Source organism: Chromatium okenii (assembly GCF_002958735.1).
Classification (GTDB): domain Bacteria; phylum Pseudomonadota; class Gammaproteobacteria; order Chromatiales; family Chromatiaceae; genus Chromatium; species Chromatium okenii_A.
Genome location: NZ_PPGH01000034.1, coordinates 74,331 through 93,167, shown reverse-complemented (window position 1 = coordinate 93,167; position 18,837 = coordinate 74,331). Strand labels below are relative to the sequence as shown.

14 protein-coding genes and 3 pseudogenes are annotated in these 18,837 nt (G+C 49.4%); 4 read left to right on the top strand and 13 right to left on the bottom strand.

Features of this window, described 5'->3' with window-relative positions:
- Positions 1-181 precede the first annotated feature (181 nt).
- Positions 182-958 carry an enoyl-ACP reductase FabI gene (locus CXB77_RS06490; protein WP_105073484.1) on the bottom strand — a complete coding sequence of 259 codons (777 nt, stop codon included), beginning with the start codon at positions 956-958 and terminating at the stop codon, positions 182-184.
- Between the two features lie 104 nt (positions 959-1,062).
- Between CXB77_RS06490 and CXB77_RS06485 the strand changes: the two are divergent.
- A pseudogene (locus CXB77_RS06485) lies at positions 1,063-3,228 on the top strand (ABC transporter substrate-binding protein).
- Positions 3,229-3,241: 13 nt separating this feature from the next.
- Here CXB77_RS06485 and CXB77_RS06480 read toward each other — a convergent pair.
- The 6 genes from CXB77_RS06480 to CXB77_RS06460 form a co-directional block, all read right to left on the bottom strand.
- Positions 3,242-4,669 (bottom strand): WGR domain-containing protein, encoded by a 1,428-nt coding sequence (locus CXB77_RS06480; protein ID WP_105073252.1) that lies wholly within the window; start codon positions 4,667-4,669, stop codon positions 3,242-3,244.
- 100 nt (positions 4,670-4,769) lie between these two features.
- Positions 4,770-5,588 carry a tol-pal system protein YbgF gene (ybgF, locus tag CXB77_RS06475; protein ID WP_105073251.1) on the bottom strand — a complete coding sequence of 273 codons (819 nt, stop codon included), beginning with the start codon at positions 5,586-5,588 and terminating at the stop codon, positions 4,770-4,772.
- 41 nt (positions 5,589-5,629) lie between these two features.
- Positions 5,630-5,782, bottom strand: coding sequence for a hypothetical protein (locus CXB77_RS19630; RefSeq protein ID WP_172452573.1), 153 nt, complete (start codon positions 5,780-5,782; stop codon positions 5,630-5,632).
- Positions 5,764-6,390, bottom strand: coding sequence for a hypothetical protein (locus CXB77_RS06470; protein ID WP_146108743.1), 627 nt, complete (start codon positions 6,388-6,390; stop codon positions 5,764-5,766). The genes CXB77_RS19630 and CXB77_RS06470 overlap by 19 nt, the downstream gene beginning before the upstream one ends.
- The gene (locus CXB77_RS06465; RefSeq protein WP_146108742.1) at positions 6,290-6,730 is read right to left on the bottom strand and encodes a hypothetical protein; all 441 of its coding nucleotides are present in this window, start codon (positions 6,728-6,730) and stop codon (positions 6,290-6,292) included. The genes CXB77_RS06470 and CXB77_RS06465 overlap by 101 nt, the downstream gene beginning before the upstream one ends.
- Entirely contained in the window at positions 6,714-7,517 is an 804-nt protein-coding gene (locus CXB77_RS06460; RefSeq protein ID WP_105073248.1) for a hypothetical protein, read from the bottom strand. Before CXB77_RS06460 ends, CXB77_RS06465 begins: the two co-directional genes overlap by 17 nt.
- A gap of 25 nt (positions 7,518-7,542) precedes the next feature.
- Between CXB77_RS06460 and CXB77_RS06455 the strand changes: the two genes are divergently transcribed.
- From CXB77_RS06455 to CXB77_RS06445, 3 genes and pseudogenes are all read left to right on the top strand, one after another.
- Positions 7,543-8,112 carry a Smr/MutS family protein gene (locus tag CXB77_RS06455; RefSeq protein ID WP_105073247.1) on the top strand — a complete coding sequence of 190 codons (570 nt, stop codon included), beginning with the start codon at positions 7,543-7,545 and terminating at the stop codon, positions 8,110-8,112.
- 94 nt (positions 8,113-8,206) lie between these two features.
- Positions 8,207-9,872, top strand: a pseudogene (gene ettA / locus CXB77_RS06450) (energy-dependent translational throttle protein EttA).
- Between the two features lie 34 nt (positions 9,873-9,906).
- A pseudogene (locus CXB77_RS06445) lies at positions 9,907-10,678 on the top strand (HAD-IA family hydrolase).
- A 523-nt stretch (positions 10,679-11,201) separates the two neighbouring features.
- On the opposite strand, the gene rsmA reads toward CXB77_RS06445, so the two are convergent.
- From rsmA to CXB77_RS06410, 6 genes are all read right to left on the bottom strand, one after another.
- On the bottom strand, positions 11,202-11,993 hold the full coding sequence (gene rsmA, locus CXB77_RS06435; protein WP_105073483.1) for a 16S rRNA (adenine(1518)-N(6)/adenine(1519)-N(6))-dimethyltransferase RsmA: 792 nt from the start codon (positions 11,991-11,993) through the stop codon (positions 11,202-11,204).
- A gap of 141 nt (positions 11,994-12,134) precedes the next feature.
- Complete coding sequence (locus tag CXB77_RS06430) at positions 12,135-14,654, bottom strand: SdrD B-like domain-containing protein (RefSeq protein ID WP_277949377.1); 2,520 nt, start codon at positions 14,652-14,654, stop codon at positions 12,135-12,137.
- Between the two features lie 21 nt (positions 14,655-14,675).
- On the bottom strand, positions 14,676-15,005 hold the full coding sequence (locus CXB77_RS06425; protein ID WP_105073245.1) for an SdrD B-like domain-containing protein: 330 nt from the start codon (positions 15,003-15,005) through the stop codon (positions 14,676-14,678).
- Positions 14,936-15,415 carry an SdrD B-like domain-containing protein gene (locus CXB77_RS06420; protein WP_105073244.1) on the bottom strand — a complete coding sequence of 160 codons (480 nt, stop codon included), beginning with the start codon at positions 15,413-15,415 and terminating at the stop codon, positions 14,936-14,938. The genes CXB77_RS06425 and CXB77_RS06420 overlap by 70 nt, the downstream gene beginning before the upstream one ends.
- A gap of 29 nt (positions 15,416-15,444) precedes the next feature.
- Positions 15,445-16,077 carry an SdrD B-like domain-containing protein gene (locus CXB77_RS06415; RefSeq protein ID WP_105073243.1) on the bottom strand — a complete coding sequence of 211 codons (633 nt, stop codon included), beginning with the start codon at positions 16,075-16,077 and terminating at the stop codon, positions 15,445-15,447.
- A 29-nt stretch (positions 16,078-16,106) separates the two neighbouring features.
- Entirely contained in the window at positions 16,107-18,662 is a 2,556-nt protein-coding gene (locus CXB77_RS06410; protein ID WP_105073242.1) for an SdrD B-like domain-containing protein, read from the bottom strand.
- Positions 18,663-18,837: the final 175 nt, after the last annotated feature.

Sequence of the window (18,837 nt, the reverse complement as noted above, 5' to 3'; positions counted from 1 at the left end):
TTGATTTGCCAAAAAAACCCGCAACGGCTTGATGCCTTTAGCCCCCTTTGGAAAAGGGGGGTTGGGGGATTTATGAAATCAAGCAGTTGCAGTGCTCAACAACGCCACTCTGCTGTTGTAATAAAAAGCCTTGTTGATAAATCCCCCAACCCCCTTTTCCAAAGGGGGGCTACTGTTCGACTTATCCCAGACCGAGAATGTGATAACCGGTATCAACGTAGAGCACGTCACCAGTGATGCCTGATGCCAAATCGGAACACAGAAACGCTGCCGCGTTGCCCACTTCCTGAATCGTCACGTTGCGGCGCAGCGGAGTTCGTTCTTCCACTTTTTTGAGCATGTCGCGGAAATCAGCAATTCCCGCCGCCGCCAATGTGCGAATTGGGCCAGCGGAAACAGCATTCACGCGAGTCCCTTTTGGTCCCAGCGATGCAGCCAAATAACGCACATTCGCTTCCAAACTGGCTTTGGCCACGCCCATCACGTTGTAATTCGGCACGGCACGCACTGCGCCCAGATAACTCATCGTGACCAACGCGCCGTTGCGTCCATCCATCAGCGCCCGACCTGCTTTCGCCAGCGCCGCAAAGCTGTAGGCGCTGATGTCGTGCGCAGCAGCGAAACCTTCCCGCGTCACTGCATCCACATAATCGCCTTCCAACTGCTCGCGGGGCGCAAATGCGATGGAATGCACGATGGCATCCAGACCGTCCCATTTTTCCGCTAACGCTTTGAATGTCGATTCAATTTCTGCATCGCTGCCGACATCGAGCGGCAGCACCAGATTTGAGCCGCATTGCCCCGCTAAATCCTCAACGCGAGATTTGAGTTTGTCGTTTTGATAAGTCAGCGCAATCTCCGCGCCAGCGCGGTGCATCGCATCTGCGCAGCCCCACGCGATCGAGCGATTGCTGGCGACACCGGTCACTAAAATCTTTTTGCCGTCTAAAAATCCCATGTTTTTAATTTCCATCGTGCAGTTAAGAATAGAATTCATCGGGAACGCTCCCGAATGCGGGCGTTAACAGTATCGAAACTTATCTCAAAGGGCGACTCGAAATAATGAACGCAATGTGGCGCTTGATGTGTGGACTGCTGGCGCTGGTACTGACCGGATGCAGCGATGAACCTTGGAATGATCCCTATCCTGCTGCCGACGCTGACAGCAAAACGGTCTACAGCGCGTTCGATGAGCGCCCGAAACATCTTGATCCTGCGCGTTCTTACAGCGCCAACGAATACGCTTTTCTCGCGCAGATTTACGAACCGCCGCTGCAATATCATTTTTTACTGCGCCCTTATCGTTTGATTCCGCTGTCCGCTGCCGAAGTGCCGACGCCGCAGTATTTCAACGCAGCGGGCGAAGCCGTTGCCGAATGACGCGCCAGCAATCGACATCGCCCGCAGTGATTACCTCATTCGTATTCAGCCGGGCATTCGGTTTCAACCGCATCCGGCGCTGGCGCAGGATGCCGCTGGGCAGTTTCGTTATCACGCGCTGACTGCCGCAGATGTGAACGGCATCACGCGGTTGGCGGATTTCCCGAAAACCGGCAGCCGCGAGCTGATCGCGGAAGATTTCGTGTATCAAATCAAACGGCTGGCTGCGCCGTGGCTGCATTCGCCGATTGCTGGCGTGATGGGACAACACATTCTCGGTTTTCAGGAATTCGCCGAGCAGTTGGCGCTCGCTCCGCCGCCCACGGCGTTGGCGCAGGTTGCTGCGCTGCGCCAGTCCAACATTGCCGGCGTTGCAGTGGTGGATCGCTACCGTTTCCGCATCAGTCTCAATGGCAAATATCCGCAATTTGCGTATTGGCTGGCGATGCCGTTTTTCGCGCCGCTGCCGTGGGAAGCCGAGGTGTTTTATGCGCAGCCCGGATTGGCGGAGCGCAATATCACGTTGGATTGGTATCCGGTCGGCACTGGCGCGTTTTGGTTGAGCGAAAACAATCCGAATCTGCGCATGGTGTTGACGCGCAACCCGAATTTCCACGCGGAGTTTTATCCCGGCGATGGAATGCCCGGCGATGCCGAATCCGGCATTCTCGCCGACGCGGGTCAACCGCTGCCGCTGCTGGATCGTGCGATCTATAGCCTTGAAAAAGAAGATATTCCACGTTGGAACAAGTTTCTCCAAGGCTATTACGACAGCTCCGGCATTGCCTCCGACGCCTTCGATCAAGCAGTGCAAATCGCCGCTGATGGGCAGCCGATTCTGACCGACACGATGCGCGACCAAGGTATTCGGCTGCTCACTTCGGTAGAACCGGCGAATTATTATTTGGGATTCAACATGCTCGACGCGGTGGTTGGCGGTGACAGCGAGCGGGCGCGGCTGCTGCGGCAAGCCATTTCAATTGCCGTTGATTACGAAGAGTTTATTTCGATTTTCGCCAACGGGCGCGGCGTGGTGGCGCACGGCCCGCTGCCGCCGGGCATTTTCGGCTACCGCGAGGATGCAGCGGGGATCAATCCGCTGGTTTACGACTGGCGCGACGGGCGAGCGGTGCGGCGTCCGCTGGCGGCGGCGCAGGCATTGATGGCGCAGGCCGGTTATCCGAATGGCATTGACCGCGAGACTGGGCGCACGTTGACCATCAATTACGAAGCAGTCGCCACTGGGCCGGATGATCGAGCGCGATTGAATTGGATGCGCAAACAATTCGCCAAACTCGGCATTGAATTAGTCGTTCGCGCTACGGACTACAACCGTTTTCAGGACAAATTGCGCACGGGCGCGGCGCAAATTTTCATGCTGGGTTGGAATGCCGATTATCCCGATCCAGAGAATTTCCTATTTCTGCTATACGGACCAAATGGCAAAGTCGCGCATCAGGGCGAAAACGCGGCTAATTACGCCAATTCCGAATTTGACCGGTTATTTGAAGAAATGAAGTTCATGGACGACAGCCTCGAACGGCAGGTCATTATTGATCGACTGATTGAAATTGCCCGCGCTGATGCGCCTTGGGTGTGGGGCTTTTTTCCTAAATCATTCAGTTTGCATCATCAATGGATGTATAACCTGCATCCCAATCAAATGGCGAATAACACTTGAAATATCGGCGGATTGATCCGACACTGCGCCAGCAATTACGTCATGTGTGGAATCAGCCAATTCGCTGGCCATTATGGATTGGCGCAGGATTATTGGTGTTATTGGTATTGCCAGCGTGGTGGCTGGTGCGCCAGCGCGAACGGCGCACCGCATTAAAGTCAGAATGAAATAAGGTGCTTCTCAAGTGTGCGCGTAGATATTACCAATTACGCGATAAAAGCCGCCTTTTGACGCTTCTTTAATTCCATCCACGAGATAGAATTTTCCTTCTTGTCGTAAATTACGCGGAAATTGCACATACCAATCTTGATAGCCAGACGAAACCACTTTAATTCGCAACTTCGCACCTTCTTTAATGCACTGCAAAACAATTCCAGCGGTGTTTGCTGGCGCTGCTTCGAGCATATCACTTGCAACCAATTGAGTTGGTGACGTGGGTGCTGTAATTTTACGAGCGGTCATCGTTTGACCGTTCATTACAGCTTCAATCGCAGCTTCACTCACATCAATACAAGCTAAAGAACCGTCAGTTGTAACAATATAGAGCTTTTCATCGAGATACTGCATTGAATACGCTGAACCACAACCCGTCGCTAATTTCCACAAGCGTTCACCAGTAGGTCTAAAACAATAGAGTGAAGAATAACTATCTCCTGCGAAAATGTATTGTTCATCTGGTGAAACAGCGCACGAAAAAACCGCGTTATCGGCTTTACAAATTTGTTTTTCTTCTCCCTGCCGAGTCAATACGGTGACGTTAGAATTTCCAGTTCCAGCATAAACGTATTCTTGACCTAACCAGCCAAACAATACGCGACTAACCGCTTTTTTCCAAATCGCAGTGCCATTGCCCCAACCGTCAAAACAACTCACGCAATCTGAATCACCATAGAAAATTCGACCATCTTCATCACAGCGCACCATCCACGCATGTATTCCCGCACTTTTTGCCGACCACTGACATTCATCTTCATAGTTAATCGTGGTTAAGGTTCCACCTGAATCTGAAACGCCCAACAGTCCATTGCGAATATCTAACCAAAAAATATCAATATTTTCGTTGATTTCATACGCCAAGCGCGGAATCTTTCCTGATAAATCATAAACATTCCCATCATCGCAACCGATATAAATCCAATTGCTATCGCCAACAATACATTTCACTCCTTCTGCAAAACGATATTGATTGATGATTTCGCCTTCGGGCGTGAGCTTGTAGACCAAACCGGCTTGATTCCCGACCCAGCACGTTTGTTGGTCAATAAAGATTCCAAACGCTCTCGAACCAGAATTAAATTTCCACACTATCGGAACAGTATGTTTAATCGTTGACGGTTGACTGACAATTTCGCGGCGCGTGATGGTGCGTTTTTTGCGCACACCTTTAATCGCTTCGGTATAACCTTTTCTTTTTTTCTCATTGACTTTTTTCAAAGCCATTTTTTCCGCTTCCTGCGGCGTAGCATAAGAAGATGTGCTTTTGGAGCCATCAGTTCCAATTCGACCATATTGAATGGTTACGCTGCAATCTTCTGTGGTGACTGCATAAAATTTATGGGAAATCCCGTTGGTTTCTTCTTCAGATAATTCCAAATAATACTGAGTCATTGGATAGACCTTGTTTTGAACAAATCAGAAATGAAGTAGCCAATTTCAACAAGGTTTAGCATTGCTTCGTTTGAGAGAATGTAAACCTTGTCTTTTATTTTTAAGGCGCGTTATCGTTAATACGTTCTAAACGACTACGCGCCAGCCGCGCTTCGGTGCTATTCGGAAAACGACTTATTAACTGTTCCAACGAAATTTTCGCCTGAGCGAAAGCCTTTTGATCGTATTGAATAGAACCAATTCGTAGTAACGCATTCGCAATTTTAGGGCTATTCGGATGATTTTGAATGAGCTGATTAAAGGCTTCTAGCGCGGCAGGATAATCGCGTTGTACATAATTAGTTTCGCCCAGCCAATACTGCGCACTGTCAGTAAATTCGCCTTGCGGATAACTTTGCAATAATTGAGTAAATGCCGTTTTTGCTGCGTCATAATTGCGCTCTTTTAATAACGCAAAAGCTGTTGCATACGCATCACGTTCATTGCCGCTTTGCGTTTCTGGCTGCGGCAGTGCTGGAATTCCAATCGGACCGGTTGACGGTGGCGCAATTGGTGCAGCCACAGGTGCTGGCGCAGGTTCATCGGTGCTGGTTCCACTCGCATCAACGACACTATTCGGCAATGGTGTTTGCGGCGCAGTAGAATGATTTGTGCCAAGTCGCGCATCAATATCGAGATATTGATCGCGTTGCTGGCGCTGCAATTTGTCGATATTGAGTTTTTGTGTTTCAACTAAGCCGCGCAATTCTTGCATTTCAGCTTGCAATCGCTGCACTTGCAATAATAAATCAGAGCCACTCTGATTCTCGAAAATACGTTCAAGTCGTCCTACGCGCCCTTCAAGATCATCTGCTGCGTACACTGGAAATGTGAATGCAGCAGTGATTATCCATCCTGACAATATCAAAAAACGTTTCATTCTTTTCTATTCCTCGAAATATGCTTAAAAGCAGCATTTTGTTATAACCCATTCCGCGCTGGAATGAATACACCGTCGAGCGTGGTTTGAAGATTTTGCGTTAATTCTGCAATGAGTGAAGTATGACGCTGTTGCAAAGTGATTTTTAAATTGCGTTTTTCTTCAATCACTGCATCTAAAATTTCAGCCCGCATTTTTTCACGCGACACAGATTCATCAATTTCAATTGCGACTTTATCAACCGCAATCCAAGTTGCAACACCTGCGCCAATTCCGCACAAATCGCCACTGGACCAGACGGTGCGCAGATCGCAGCGCCGGTTGCAGCGCCAGCCAATACGCTCCCGCCTTTTTTTGCTGCCATTTTTGCAGCCACTGCTGCGGCGACCTGAACGCTCTTTTTTGCGCCAACTTTGGCGACGACGGCAGCGACGACCTTTTTCGAGACCACGACAGTTGCAACGCCGATGACAGCGCCACTTGTGCCTGCCGCCAGTGTTCGCCAGACATCACGATCAAAATCGCCGAGCAGTTCGGGATTGATGGCGCTGCGCACACACGGACTCGCTTTGACCTGCGCGTCGATTTGTTCTCTGGTGCGCTGCGATAAGTTCGCCATTTGCGTCAGCGTATCGCTCACCAGCGCCTGATCGACTTTGTCCAATTGCGTGTGAAATCCAGTGGATACAAAGAGATGCTGTTCAAGTTGCTGCGCCATCATTTCTGCAAAATTTGCCGGTTGCCAGCGCCGCGAGTCGCTCATATTCGCCGATAACGGTGAAATACCAATCCAGATAATCATCGACTTGCGCTTCCACTGGCGCAAACAGCAAATCCACTTCGCGGTCAATTCGGCGCTCACTGTCCTGCGTTGCGGTATTTTGATGTGCCACCAATTCCGCATTCAATTCGGATTGCACCGCTGCATTTTGCGTGGTTTGGTGTTGACACGGATCAACCCAATTCAGCACTTCAGCCGTCGCTGGCGCGAGCTGTTGCGGATCAAGATCGCGCAAGCGCAGCGACGCATATAAAAACGGCAGCGCCAGCACGAGAATCGTCACGATGAACGTTTTGGCAAAGGTGCTTTCGCCCAGCACGGATTCGGCGCGAATGGCTCGCGCTTCAACCAGACTCAGCACGCCCAATTGCAAATCGTAAAAATGATTGATAGCAACTCAATTGCAATAAAAACAACAGCCAAGCTGCTAATCGCCATTCATAACCCGGCAGATTGGGAATGATTTGCTGCGCCAGCGCCCAACTTCCTTGCTCCAACGCACTCAAACTGCCGACCAGCCAGCCGCTCCAACTGCAACTCATTATCTGACTGCCGGATGCAAATGCTTGTTCTGCAACAACATGCCAACTGGTTTGGCGCAGATCGGGCGCTCCGATCACAAAAAAATTCAGAATGAAAAATGCCAGCGTTAATAGGCTCAGATTCGCCAACCACAGTGGCCAGCGGCGCACGAACACGCCGAGCACTTCTGGGCGCACTTGCGCTGCCACTTTCCGGCGCAAATAGCCATAACCCACTGCCAAAATGACTGCATCGGTAAACAGCACCAGCCAATGTAAGGCGCTCAAATTCACACTCAGCGCCAGCAGTAGCGCAGCAAAACCCAGCGCCAGCGGAATGTGCAAAATCACGCCGAGGTGTCCATTCCACAATAATTGGCGCGTTTGGCTGTGTTCGTGGACTGCGCCCAGCAATGCCACGCGGCGCTTGAATAAAAATGATTCGCGTTGCGCGGTCCAAATGGGATAAGCCAGCAGCACCACGATCATCGGCGCAATCCAACACGGCGCAGCGCGAAATGCTTCTGCGAGAATGAGCAATCCCAGCGTGGTCAGAATCAGCCAGAATACGTTGACCCAGCGTTGTGGCTCGGCTGGCGCTGCTGAATTTTGAGATAATCGTTCCATAAATCCTCTAAAAATAAACACTTCAATGAAAAATCCCGTCGGCGGAAACCAGCAGGCTGATGATGTTGACCTGTTTCGCCAGCAGGTGCAGGACGCAACGCCGCTGGCGCATTGTCCAGCGATTGCGCCTGAACGTCCCAAACCGTCGCCGTTTCCGCGTCCGCTGCCGATTGCACCGCCCGATGAAGTTGCGCCGCTGATTCCGTCTCAATCCACGATTAAGACTCACGATTACTTGCTGTTTTGCCGTCCCGGAATACAACGGCGCGTCTTGGGCGATTTACAACGCGGCGCGATTGAAGTTGAGCTAGAAGTTGATTTACATGGACTTTATGCCGAACACGCTCGCCAGTTGATCGCGGAATTTCTCGCCGAATGTGGTCGCCGGCGCATTCGCTGCGCCCGCATTATTCACGGCAAAGGTTATCGTTCTGCCGAGCAGCAGCCGGTACTTAAACAGGGCGTTAATTACTGGTTGCGGCAATATGAGCAAGTGCTGGCGTTTTGTTCTGCAACGCGCCGCGATGGTGGAACCGGCGCGGTTTATGTGCTGTTGCGCAATCCCGACAAACAACGCCAGCGCCAGCAGCGCTGATGCGTAAAATTAAAGCGTGTGCGGACCGTTTATTCGTGAACGTTTCCGCTGCATTTTTGAATCATTCTCTTTCACAATCAAACAGTAAACTCTAATGGCACAATACATTTTTACCATGAACCGGGTCGGCAAAATCGTGCCACCCAAGCGCGTCATCCTGCGTGACATCTCGCTATCGTTTTACCCCGGCGCAAAGATCGGCGTGCTGGGTTTGAATGGTTCCGGCAAATCGACGCTGCTGAAAATCATGGCTGGCTTGGATACCGACATCGAAGGCGAAGCGCGTCCGCAGTCCGGGATTAAAGTCGGTTTTCTGTCGCAGGAACCGCAGCTTGATCCCGCCAAAACCGTGCGCGGCAACGTCGAAGAAGCGCTCGGTCATATCACGGCAGCGCTGGCACGACTCGATGAGGTTTATGCCGCTTATGCCGATGCCGATGCTGATTTTGATGCGCTGGCGAAAGAGCAAGCCGATCTCGAAAACCTGATTGAAGCCACTGACGGGCACAATTTAGAACGGACTTTGGAAGTCGCAGCCGAGGCGTTACGGCTGCCGGCGTGGGATGCCGATGTGACGCGGCTGTCTGGTGGCGAACGGCGGCGCGTCGCGTTGTGTCGGCTGCTGTTGTCAAAACCCGACATGCTGCTGCTCGACGAACCAACCAATCATTTGGACGCAGAATCGGTCGCGTGGTTGGAGCGGTTTCTCCACGAATATCCCGGCACGGTGGTCGCCGTCACCCATGATCGCTATTTCCTCGACAACGTCGCGGGTTGGATTCTCGAATTGGATCGCGGCTACGGCATTCCTTGGGAAGGCAATTATTCTTCTTGGCTCGATCAAAAAGAGCAGCGTTTGGAATTAGAACAAAAGCAGGAACAAGCGCGAATTAAAGCGATGAAGCACGAATTGGAATGGGTACGCGCCAATCCCAAAGGTCGTCACGCTAAGAGCAAGGCACGAATGGCGCGATTTGATGAATTGCAATCGCAGGAATTCCAAGCCCGGAATGAAACCAACGAGATTTATATTCCACCCGGTCCGCGTTTGGGTGAATTGGTGATTGAGGCAATTGATCTCAAAAAAGCCTACGGTGACAATCTGTTATATGAGAATCTGTCATTTAATTTACCGCAGGGCGGTATTGTCGGCATCATCGGTCCGAATGGCGCAGGCAAAACCACGCTCTTTCGCTTATTAACTGGACAAGAACAACCCTGCGCAGGCGAATTGCGGATTGGTGAAACGGTGCAGATTGCGTATGTCGATCAAAGCCGCGACGCATTAGATGATAATAAAACCATCTGGGAAGAAATTTCCGATGGTTCAGATACCATCATGTTGGACGCTATGAAATGCCATCACGGGCGTATTGCGGGCGTTTCAATTTCAAAGGTGGCGATCAACAAAAGCGCATCGGTGATTTATCGGTGGCGAGCGCAATCGCGTTCATCTCGCCAAGTTATTAAAAAGTGGCGGCAATTTATTATTGCTTGACGAGCCAACCAATGATTTAGATATTGAAACGCTCCGTGCTTTGGAAGAGGCGTTATTAACCTTTCCCGGCTGCGCAGTTGTGATTAGCCATGATCGCTGGTTTTTAGATCGCATCGCCACGCATATTTTGGCATTTGAAGGCGATTCGCAAGTGACTTGGTTTGAAGGCAATTACGCTGATTATGAAGCGGATCGTCATCGCCGTTTGGGTTCTGATGCCGATCAACCACATCGGTTAAAATATCGGCGTTTAACTGCCTAGTTCATTCCATTATTTACGATTTGGAGCGCCAGCAATGTTTGGATTTAAAGCCATTATTTTTGATGTTGATGGCACACTTGCCGATACTGAACGCGATGGTCATCGCCCCGCATTTAATGCCGCTTTTGCTGAAGCGCAATTGGATTGGCATTGGGATGTAGCGCGATATGGTGAATTATTAACGGTCACTGGTGGTAAAGAACGCATCCGCTATTTTATGGACAGCGATGCGATTCGTTTATGAAGTGCAGATGAAGCAGCATTTATCGCCGATCTGCATCGCGCCAAAACACGGCATTACGTCAATGCTGCAAACCGGCGCAATTCCGCTGCGTTCTGGCGTCGTTCGGCTTGCGCGAAGCACGCGCAGCAGGAATTCGGCTGGCGATTGCGACCACGACCACGCCGGAAAATGTCGCCGAACTGCTTGATAACTGTGGCGTTCCGGGTTTGCGCGATTGGTTTGACGTGATTGCGGCAGGCGATGTCGTGCCAGCGAAAAAACCCGCGCCAGACATTTTCACGCTGGCGCTGGCGGAATTGGGTTTGCGGGCGGATGAATGCGTTGTGGTTGAAGATTCCGATAACGGCGCACGTGCAGCATTGGCGGCTGGCTTAAAAGCACTGGTGGTCACGCTCAACGATTACACCGCCACGCATGAATTTGATGGAGTGCCGTTGGTGGTCGATCAATTGGGCGATTCTGAACAGCCAGCGCGAGCGTTGGTTGGTTCGCTGGCGATGCGATGTTTGTCGATTTAGCGGTATTGGAGCGGCTGCATCGCCAAACTTATCCGATTGAATAATCAGTGGAAAAAACTGCGCCCCGCGCCAGTTCACCGAAATTCGGGGCTGGCGCGGGGCGCATTAACGCGCAATCAATTAGGCGGATTCTTCCGTTGCCCAGACTTTCGCCTGCGCCGGTTCAAAACTTGGTGGCGAATGAGTGTGAGCAATTTGCTCCGGTGCGATAAAAAAGAACCCGCAGGTGTGCGGGGTCAAATTTCAGCAGCGACGCGGGATATTTGCGGCAACTCGGCGGACGAAAATGATAAACCGCGCAACTGCTCAAACCATCGATCGAATCGCAAAAAGGGACAGGGATACGGCAATTTGCAGCAATCACCGCACGATTGCAATTGCCGCGCCGCTGGGATCAACGGCAATAGCGAAGTCAATAAACGTTTGATTTTTTGGAACATATTTTCTTTTCTCGGAAAGGAAATACCACCTGATTTAATCAGGCGTTATAAAATGGTTAAGTGATGCTAATGAAAAGCTCTGGCACTGTCACTGATTAGCTTTAATGACATACACAACATTTGCAATTCATATCGCTAATTCCGTTGCGTTCACTGCATTTGCCAGCCGCGCATAGCTTTCAACATCAAGGTTTTCAGCGCGTAATTTAGGGTCAATTTCCGTTGCTGCAAAGTGTGCGGGTGTGACGAATTCAGCAAGACTATTGCGCAGCGTTTTGCGCCGTTGTCCAAATGCAGCAGCAACCAAACGAAAATGAAGTTCCGGATTATCAATCGGATACGGCAATGGTTGCAGCGGGCGCAAACGTAAAAAGGCGGATTCCACTTTTGGCGTGGGCGTAAACGCGCCAGCACCAATGCGGAATAAACAGCTCGCTTGACAACGGCTTTGCACCATGATTGACAGCCGTCCATAAACCTTGTTGCCCGGCGCAGCCACGATGCGCTCAACCACTTCTTTTTGCAGCATCAGATGCAGGTCAATGATGCTATCTGCTTGATCCAGAAAGTGAAACATCAGCGGCGTTGAAATATTGTAAGGCAGATTGCCAATCACGCGCAGCCGTTCACCGGCGCTGACTAACGTGCGCAAATCAAATTGGAGCGCATCGCTGTTATGAATGCGCAACGTATTGCTGCCAAACCGCTGGCGCAGCGGTTCAATTAAATCCCGATCCAATTCAATGACATCAAGCGCACCCGCTGCGGTTAATAAACCTGCGGTGATTGCGCCCTGACCGGGACCGATTTCGACCAATCGCTCGCCGGGTTGCGCAGCGATGGCAGCGTGAATACGGGCGATTACGCTGGGATCATGCAGGAAATTTTGCCCAAAACGTTTGCGTGGTTGATGTGTCATCGCGTCAATGGTGCTCATGCAGAAAAAGCTAATCAGAATACGTGATTACGTGGTCTGATGGATGCGCATAAAAAAAGCGCCGCAAATACGGCGCTTGATTTTCGGCATTCCAGACTGCGGCAGTCTGGAATGAATAATAGACTAGATCAGCCAGCTAGAATCACCGATTAAATCGCTAAAACCGGTCAATTTAATTCCGGCAGCGGCAGCATCGGCAGCCGAGACATTGAAATAAACATCCGTCATTTCAACGAGATGACCATCAGCAAACGTGGCACTGCTGCGTTCTAACAGCAAATTGCCGGCGTCGATGGATGGCTTTTCATCAAAGCTGGTTTTCAAACTGGTCACGCCAACCGCTGCCAAACTGAATAATTCGCCGTCATCGGTGGCGTGATTGCCGTTGATGTCCCGCCAAATGCTCAAACTGGAAAAATCCAAATCTGCTGCATCAACGATGCCGTTACCAGTGCTATCAAAGCTGCTGAGTTTGGCGAAACCGTCGCCTTTTTTCAGACCACCGAACAATTCGGAAATGCCGTCAATTTTGCCGTTGTGGTTGCTATCAACTGCTAAAAAGCCGTCATCAGCCGACAGCCAGCCGGAAGTGATTGGCGTACCGTTGCCAAACAAATCAAAGGTCGCAGTGGATGCAGCGCGGGCGATGGTGTGAATGCCGTCGCCAGTCAGATCGATCACGATTGGCGTGATACCGGCGTCTTTCGTCATATCACTTTGACCTGATACCAAAGTAAAAGGATCGGTTTTAGTGATGTTCGTTGTGGCTTTTGCATCGCCAGCGACATCGGAATCGAGCGTGTCTTTAGAATTGCTATAGGCATCTTTTACTGCCCATTTCCAGTCGCTCATGTTGTTCGAACGGTTGTAGTTCCAGTGCGAAACATTTTCTTTATTGAACTCTAAGACGTAAGTGCCGGGATCGAGATTGCTGAACTCGTATTGACCAGCAGTAGCAGTTTTATCTGTGCCAGTGGTGGTGGTCGCTACCAAGGTGTCATCAGTAGTATTGATCACGCCGTCTGCGCCGACGCCATACAGTTTGACAGTCACACCGCCAACGCCCAATTCGCCGCTATCTTGAATGTAGTTGTGATTCTGATCATCCCAGACTTTGTCGCCTACTTTGGCTTTCTGATACACACCAGCGTCAATCGTAGTATCCGCTTCACCAGCATCCAGCGTCACGATCTCGCTTTTACCCGTGCTGGTATTGGCATCAGAATCTTTCGCATCATCGCTGCCAGCATTTTGTGCAGTCAGAACATAACCGCTGCCTGCGGTGCTGGCATCAAAGGTGACTTGATATTCACCTGCTGCCAAATCACTGAAACTGTACTTACCGTTGGCATCGGTGGTGGTCGTTTTCGTAATGTTGTCGCCTGTGGTATCGAGCACACCATCTGCGCCGCCACCCGTCAGCGTCACCTTGACTTTGGCGATTCCAACTTCACCAGTGTCTTGCACTCCATCGCCGTCCTTATCCAACCAAACGTAATCACCAAGGCTAGCGTTGTTCACTACCGGCGGCGCTGCAGCGGTGTAGTTCGCTGCATCGGAATCCGTCACGGTTTTCCCAGCAGCTTTCGCAACTACCGTTCCAATGTTGGTGCGCAAGCCGGTCGCCGTAACGGTTTCGCTCGCTGTATACACCCAAGTCTCGGTGACATCTAAACGATTATTGTTATTCGTATCGCCACTGACAAAAGTGAGTGAAGCAATTTTGTCATCTGTCACCGTGACGTTATCTAATGCGACATCACCCGTATTCTTATTCTTAACTTCATAGGTATAAATTGCGGTGTCACCGATATTCAACGAAATGCCGGGAGCGTTATCTGCATCATCATTCGCTGTTTCAATAGTCGTTGTCCCAGCCGCTGGCGCACTGCTCGACAGATCGCCTTCTTTTGAATTCTCGGTTTCAAGCAATGATTTCGTTGCAGTGTAATTGCCACTATTTACCGCAGTCTTTGTCATCTGAATGACTTCAGCCGCACTGTATTTGTAATCGACATTCGGATTGGACGCATTCAATAAACCCGCAACCGATTGACGCAATAACGCGTTTACACCGCCACCGCCAGTATCTAAAGCACTCAGCAGGGTTGGAGTACCGCGCAATTCAATTCCGAAAATCGCTTCAACGCTGTCACCTGTCGTATAACCGGTTGCTTCCCAATCTCTGACATCTTTGGTGCAAGCATGAGTTTTCCAGAAACCAGGGGAAAAACCTTCACTGCCGCTGCCAGAAGTATTCGTTTCAGTCATGCTGCCGCGCACGTACTTTTCAATGTCCACACCAACATTGGCGGGCGGCGGTGGTAATTCACCAAAGTTATTGTTCTGGCTGTTAGCACCAGCAGCCAACACGATGCCACTCAACGTATCGTTGACGCTATTATTACCGCCGGTTGAGCCAACGCTATCTTTACCGTCTAAATAATCATCCGGTTGCGATTCAACAACGGTATAAGTTCCGGCAGCTAATTTAGTGAACTCATAATAACCAACATCATCGGTTGTTGCGGTTGCAACGGTATTTCCATCTGCATCCAATAGCGTCACGGTCACGCCGCCAATTGCGGTTTCGCCTACACCTTTAACACCGTCATCGTGAGCGTCTTCATAACATAACCGGATAATTGCGCGGGTTGCGGCAATTCACCAAATTATTGTTTTTACTGTCATCACCAGCATCAGCGTGACACTGATTTTATCGGTATCAGGAGTAATCACCGCACCGTTACTTGCCGTGTCTTTACCGTCTAAATAATCATCCGGTTGCGATTCAACAACGGTATAGGTTCCAGCAGCTAAACCAGTGAACTCATAATAACCAACATCATCGGTTGTTGCGGTTGCAACGGTATTTCCATCTGCATCCAATAGCGTCACGGTCACGCCGCCAATTGCGGTTTCGCCTACACCTTTAACACCGTCATCGTGAGCGTCTTCATAAACATAACCGGATAATTGCGCGGGTTGCGGCAATTCACCAAAGTTGTTATTTTTACTGTCATCACCAGCATCAGCGTGACACTGATTTTATCGGTATCAGGAGTAATCACCGCACCGTTACTTGCCGTGTCTTTACCGTCTAAATAATCATCCGGTTGCGATTCAACAACGGTATAGGTTCCAGCAGCTAAACCAGTGAACTCATAATAACCAACATCATCGGTTGTTGCGGTTGCAACGGTATTTCCATCTGCATCCAATAGCGTCACGGTCACGCCGCCAATTGCGGTTTCGCCTACACCTTTAACACCGTCATCGTGAGCGTCTTCATAAACATAACCGGATAATTGCGCGGGTTGCGGCAATTCACCGAAATTGTTGTTTTTACTGTCATCACCAGCAATCAGCGTGACACTGATTTTATCGGTATCAGGAGTAATCACCGCACCGTTACTTGCCGTGTCTTTACCGTCTAAATAATCATCCGGTTGCGATTCAACAACGGTATAGTTCCAGCAGCTAAAGTGAACTCATAATAACCAACATCATCGGTTGTTGCGGTTGCAACGGTATTTCCATCTGCATCCAATAGCGTCACGGTCACGCCGCCAATTGCGGTTTCGCCTACACCTTTAACACCGTCATCGTGAGCGTCTTCATAAACATAACCGGATAATTGCGCGGGTTGCGGCAATTCACCGAAATTGTTGTTTTTACTGTCATCACCAGCAATCAGCGTGACACTGATTTTATCGGTATCAGGAGTAATCACCGCACCGTTACTTGCCGTGTCTTTACCGTCTAAATAATCATCCGGTTGCGATTCAACAACGGTATAGGTTCCAGCAGCTAAACCAGTGAACTCATAATAACCAACATCATCGGTTGTTGCGGTTGCAACGGTATTTCCATCTGCATCCAATAGCGTCACGGTCACGCCGCCAATTGCGGTTTCGCCTACACCTTTAACACCGTCATCGTGAGCGTCTTCATAAACATAACCGGATAATTGCGCGGGTTGCGGCAATTCACCGAAATTGTTGTTTTTACTGTCATCACCAGCAATCAGCGTGACACTGATTTTATCGGTATCAGGAGTAATCACCGCACCGTTACTTGCCGTGTCTTTACCGTCTAAATAATCATCCGGTTGCGATTCAACAACGGTATAGGTTCCAGCGCTAAACCAGTGAACTCATAATAACCAACATCATCGGTTGTTGCGGTTGCAACGGTATTTCCATCTGCATCCAATAGCGTCACGGTCACGCCGCCAATTGCGGTTTCGCCTACACCTTTAACACCGTCATCGTGAGCGTCTTCATAAACATAACCGGATAATTGCGCGGGTTGCGGCAATTCACCGAAATTGTTGTTTTTACTGTCATCACCAGCAATCAGCGTGACACTGATTTTATCGGTATCAGGAGTAATCACCGCACCGTTACTTGCCGTGTCTTTACCGTCTAAATAATCATCCGGTTGCGATTCAACAACGGTATAGGTTCCAGCAGCTAAACCAGTGAACTCATAATAACCAACATCATCGGTTGTTGCGGTTGCAACGGTATTTCCATCTGCATCCAATAGCGTCACGGTCACGCCGCCAATTGCGGTTTCGCCTACACCTTTAACACCGTCATCGTGAGCGTCTTCATAAACATAACCGGATAATTGCGCGGGTTGCGGCAATTCACCGAAATTGTTGTTTTTACTGTCATCACCAGCAATCAGCGTGACACTGATTTTATCGGTATCAGGAGTAATCACCGCACCGTTACTTGCCGTGTCTTTACCGTCTAAATAATCATCCGGTTGCGATTCAACAACGGTATAGGTTCCAGCAGCTAAACCAGTGAACTCATAATAACCAACATCATCGGTTGTTGCGGTTGCAACGGTATTTCCATCTACATCCAATAGCGTCACGGTCACGCCGCCAATTGCGGTTTCATCGTCACCTTTAGTGCCGTCATCGCCTGCATCAACGTAAACAAAACCGGACAATTGCGCAGGCTGCGGCAATTCACCGAAATTGTTATTGGTACTGCTATCGCTAGAATTGAGCACGATGGTATTGATAACATCATTTCCTGCAACACCGCCACCCGGTGCGCCAGCCTTATCTTTTCCATCTAAATAATCAGTCGGCTGAGTTTCTTTGACGGTGTAAGTGCCGGGGCGCAAATCATCAAAGCTGTATTTGCCATTTTCATCGGTCTGAACGCTAATCGGAGCGATCACGCCTAAATCATCAGTGCCAGTCAAAGTAACAGTAACGCCACTAATACTCGATTCATTGCCATCTTTGATGCCATCGTCACTATTATCGATGTATACAAAACCGGATACGCTCGCAGGTTTTAATTCACCAAAGTTATTATTCAGTGAATTTTGACCTTCCGCTAAAACGATACCAGTAATGATGTCGTTGCCTGCCGTACCACCACCGAATTCGCCTGCTGTATCTTTGCCGTCTAAATAACCAGTCGGCTGGGCTTCAGAAACGCCATAAGTGCCGGGTTTTAAATCGTTAAACGTGTAAAAGCCATTGCCATTAGTTGTTGCAGTAATAGGATTGTTACTCGCATCAAGAACTGGATTGCCGCTAGCATCAAGCAAAGTAACAACAACGTTTTCAATCCCTGCTGCAACTCCATCCCATGCGCCATCGTTGCCTTCATCTTGATAAACAAAACCGGACAAACTCGCAGGCGTCGAATTCTGTTGTGATCTTCCAATCAAACCCGCGTCAATCGTTTGATTTGATTCGCCAGCAGCGAGTGTAATGACTTGGCTTAATCCGTCCTTATCTACATCAGAATCTGCACCATCATCACCTATGTTCGCAGGAGAGAATACATAACCATCTTTAGGTGCAAAATACACCTGATAATTGAAACCCGGCGCTAAACCTTTGAAATTATAATATCCACTGCTGTCGGTTACAGTTTGATTTAGCGTTTCAGTTATTTGATCGAATTTGCCGTCACTATTCAAATCACGCCATAAATAAACAGAGACGTCACTTAAACCAACTTCACCGTTGTTCTGAATACCGTCTGCATTGGCATCTGACCAAACATAATTGCCTAACTCAGCCGCCCGTACCATAGAGATAAGCGGCTGTGCATCGCCAGCTGGATCGATCACCATTGTGAAAAAAGCGTCTGACGGCAGAACGTTATTGGCAACGGCAGACTGCGACGCAGAAATGAGAAATTCAAAATCTGACTTACTGACAACCTGACGATTGTTATCAGTTAGATATATCTGCTCACTCGCAATCTGCTCGTCGGTAAAACCAATTATCTTCCAGATAGCCGTCTGAACTTCACCATAGTTGAATTGACCGCTGTATTTAGGGTCAGAGGTAAAATTCTGCGTTAATAGCCAGTTAAGTTGATTGACCTGTGTCAGCGTCAGCGCATTGAGACCCACTGCTTGGAAAGACGCAACGGCGTTACCCGCGTAGCTTTGTGCTTCGTAGGTCGTCGGCGAAGGATAAATTATAGATATGGGATTAAGACAGTATCCATCGTAGATGCCATTTGGAACCATTGCCGTATCTAAACTATTTGTAACAATAATATCGACGAAACTAGGTGCGCCAACATCTAGCTGGTAACCTAACGTAAGACTGTTAGGATTAAGAGCGGATGTGGTCAAGCGGATGGTAAATGTACTCATAATGACTTAATCCTCTGTTATTCTGTAAATTTCAGTTTATATTCGGTTTTTTATAAAACAAAGTGCTGAGTGCGAAAAGCGATATTTCATGTTTGTTTGCGCACATTTATTAATTTGATTGGTAGCTATCACTCAAATCCCTCTCTCCCTTGGATCAGGGAGAGAGGCGAGCAAT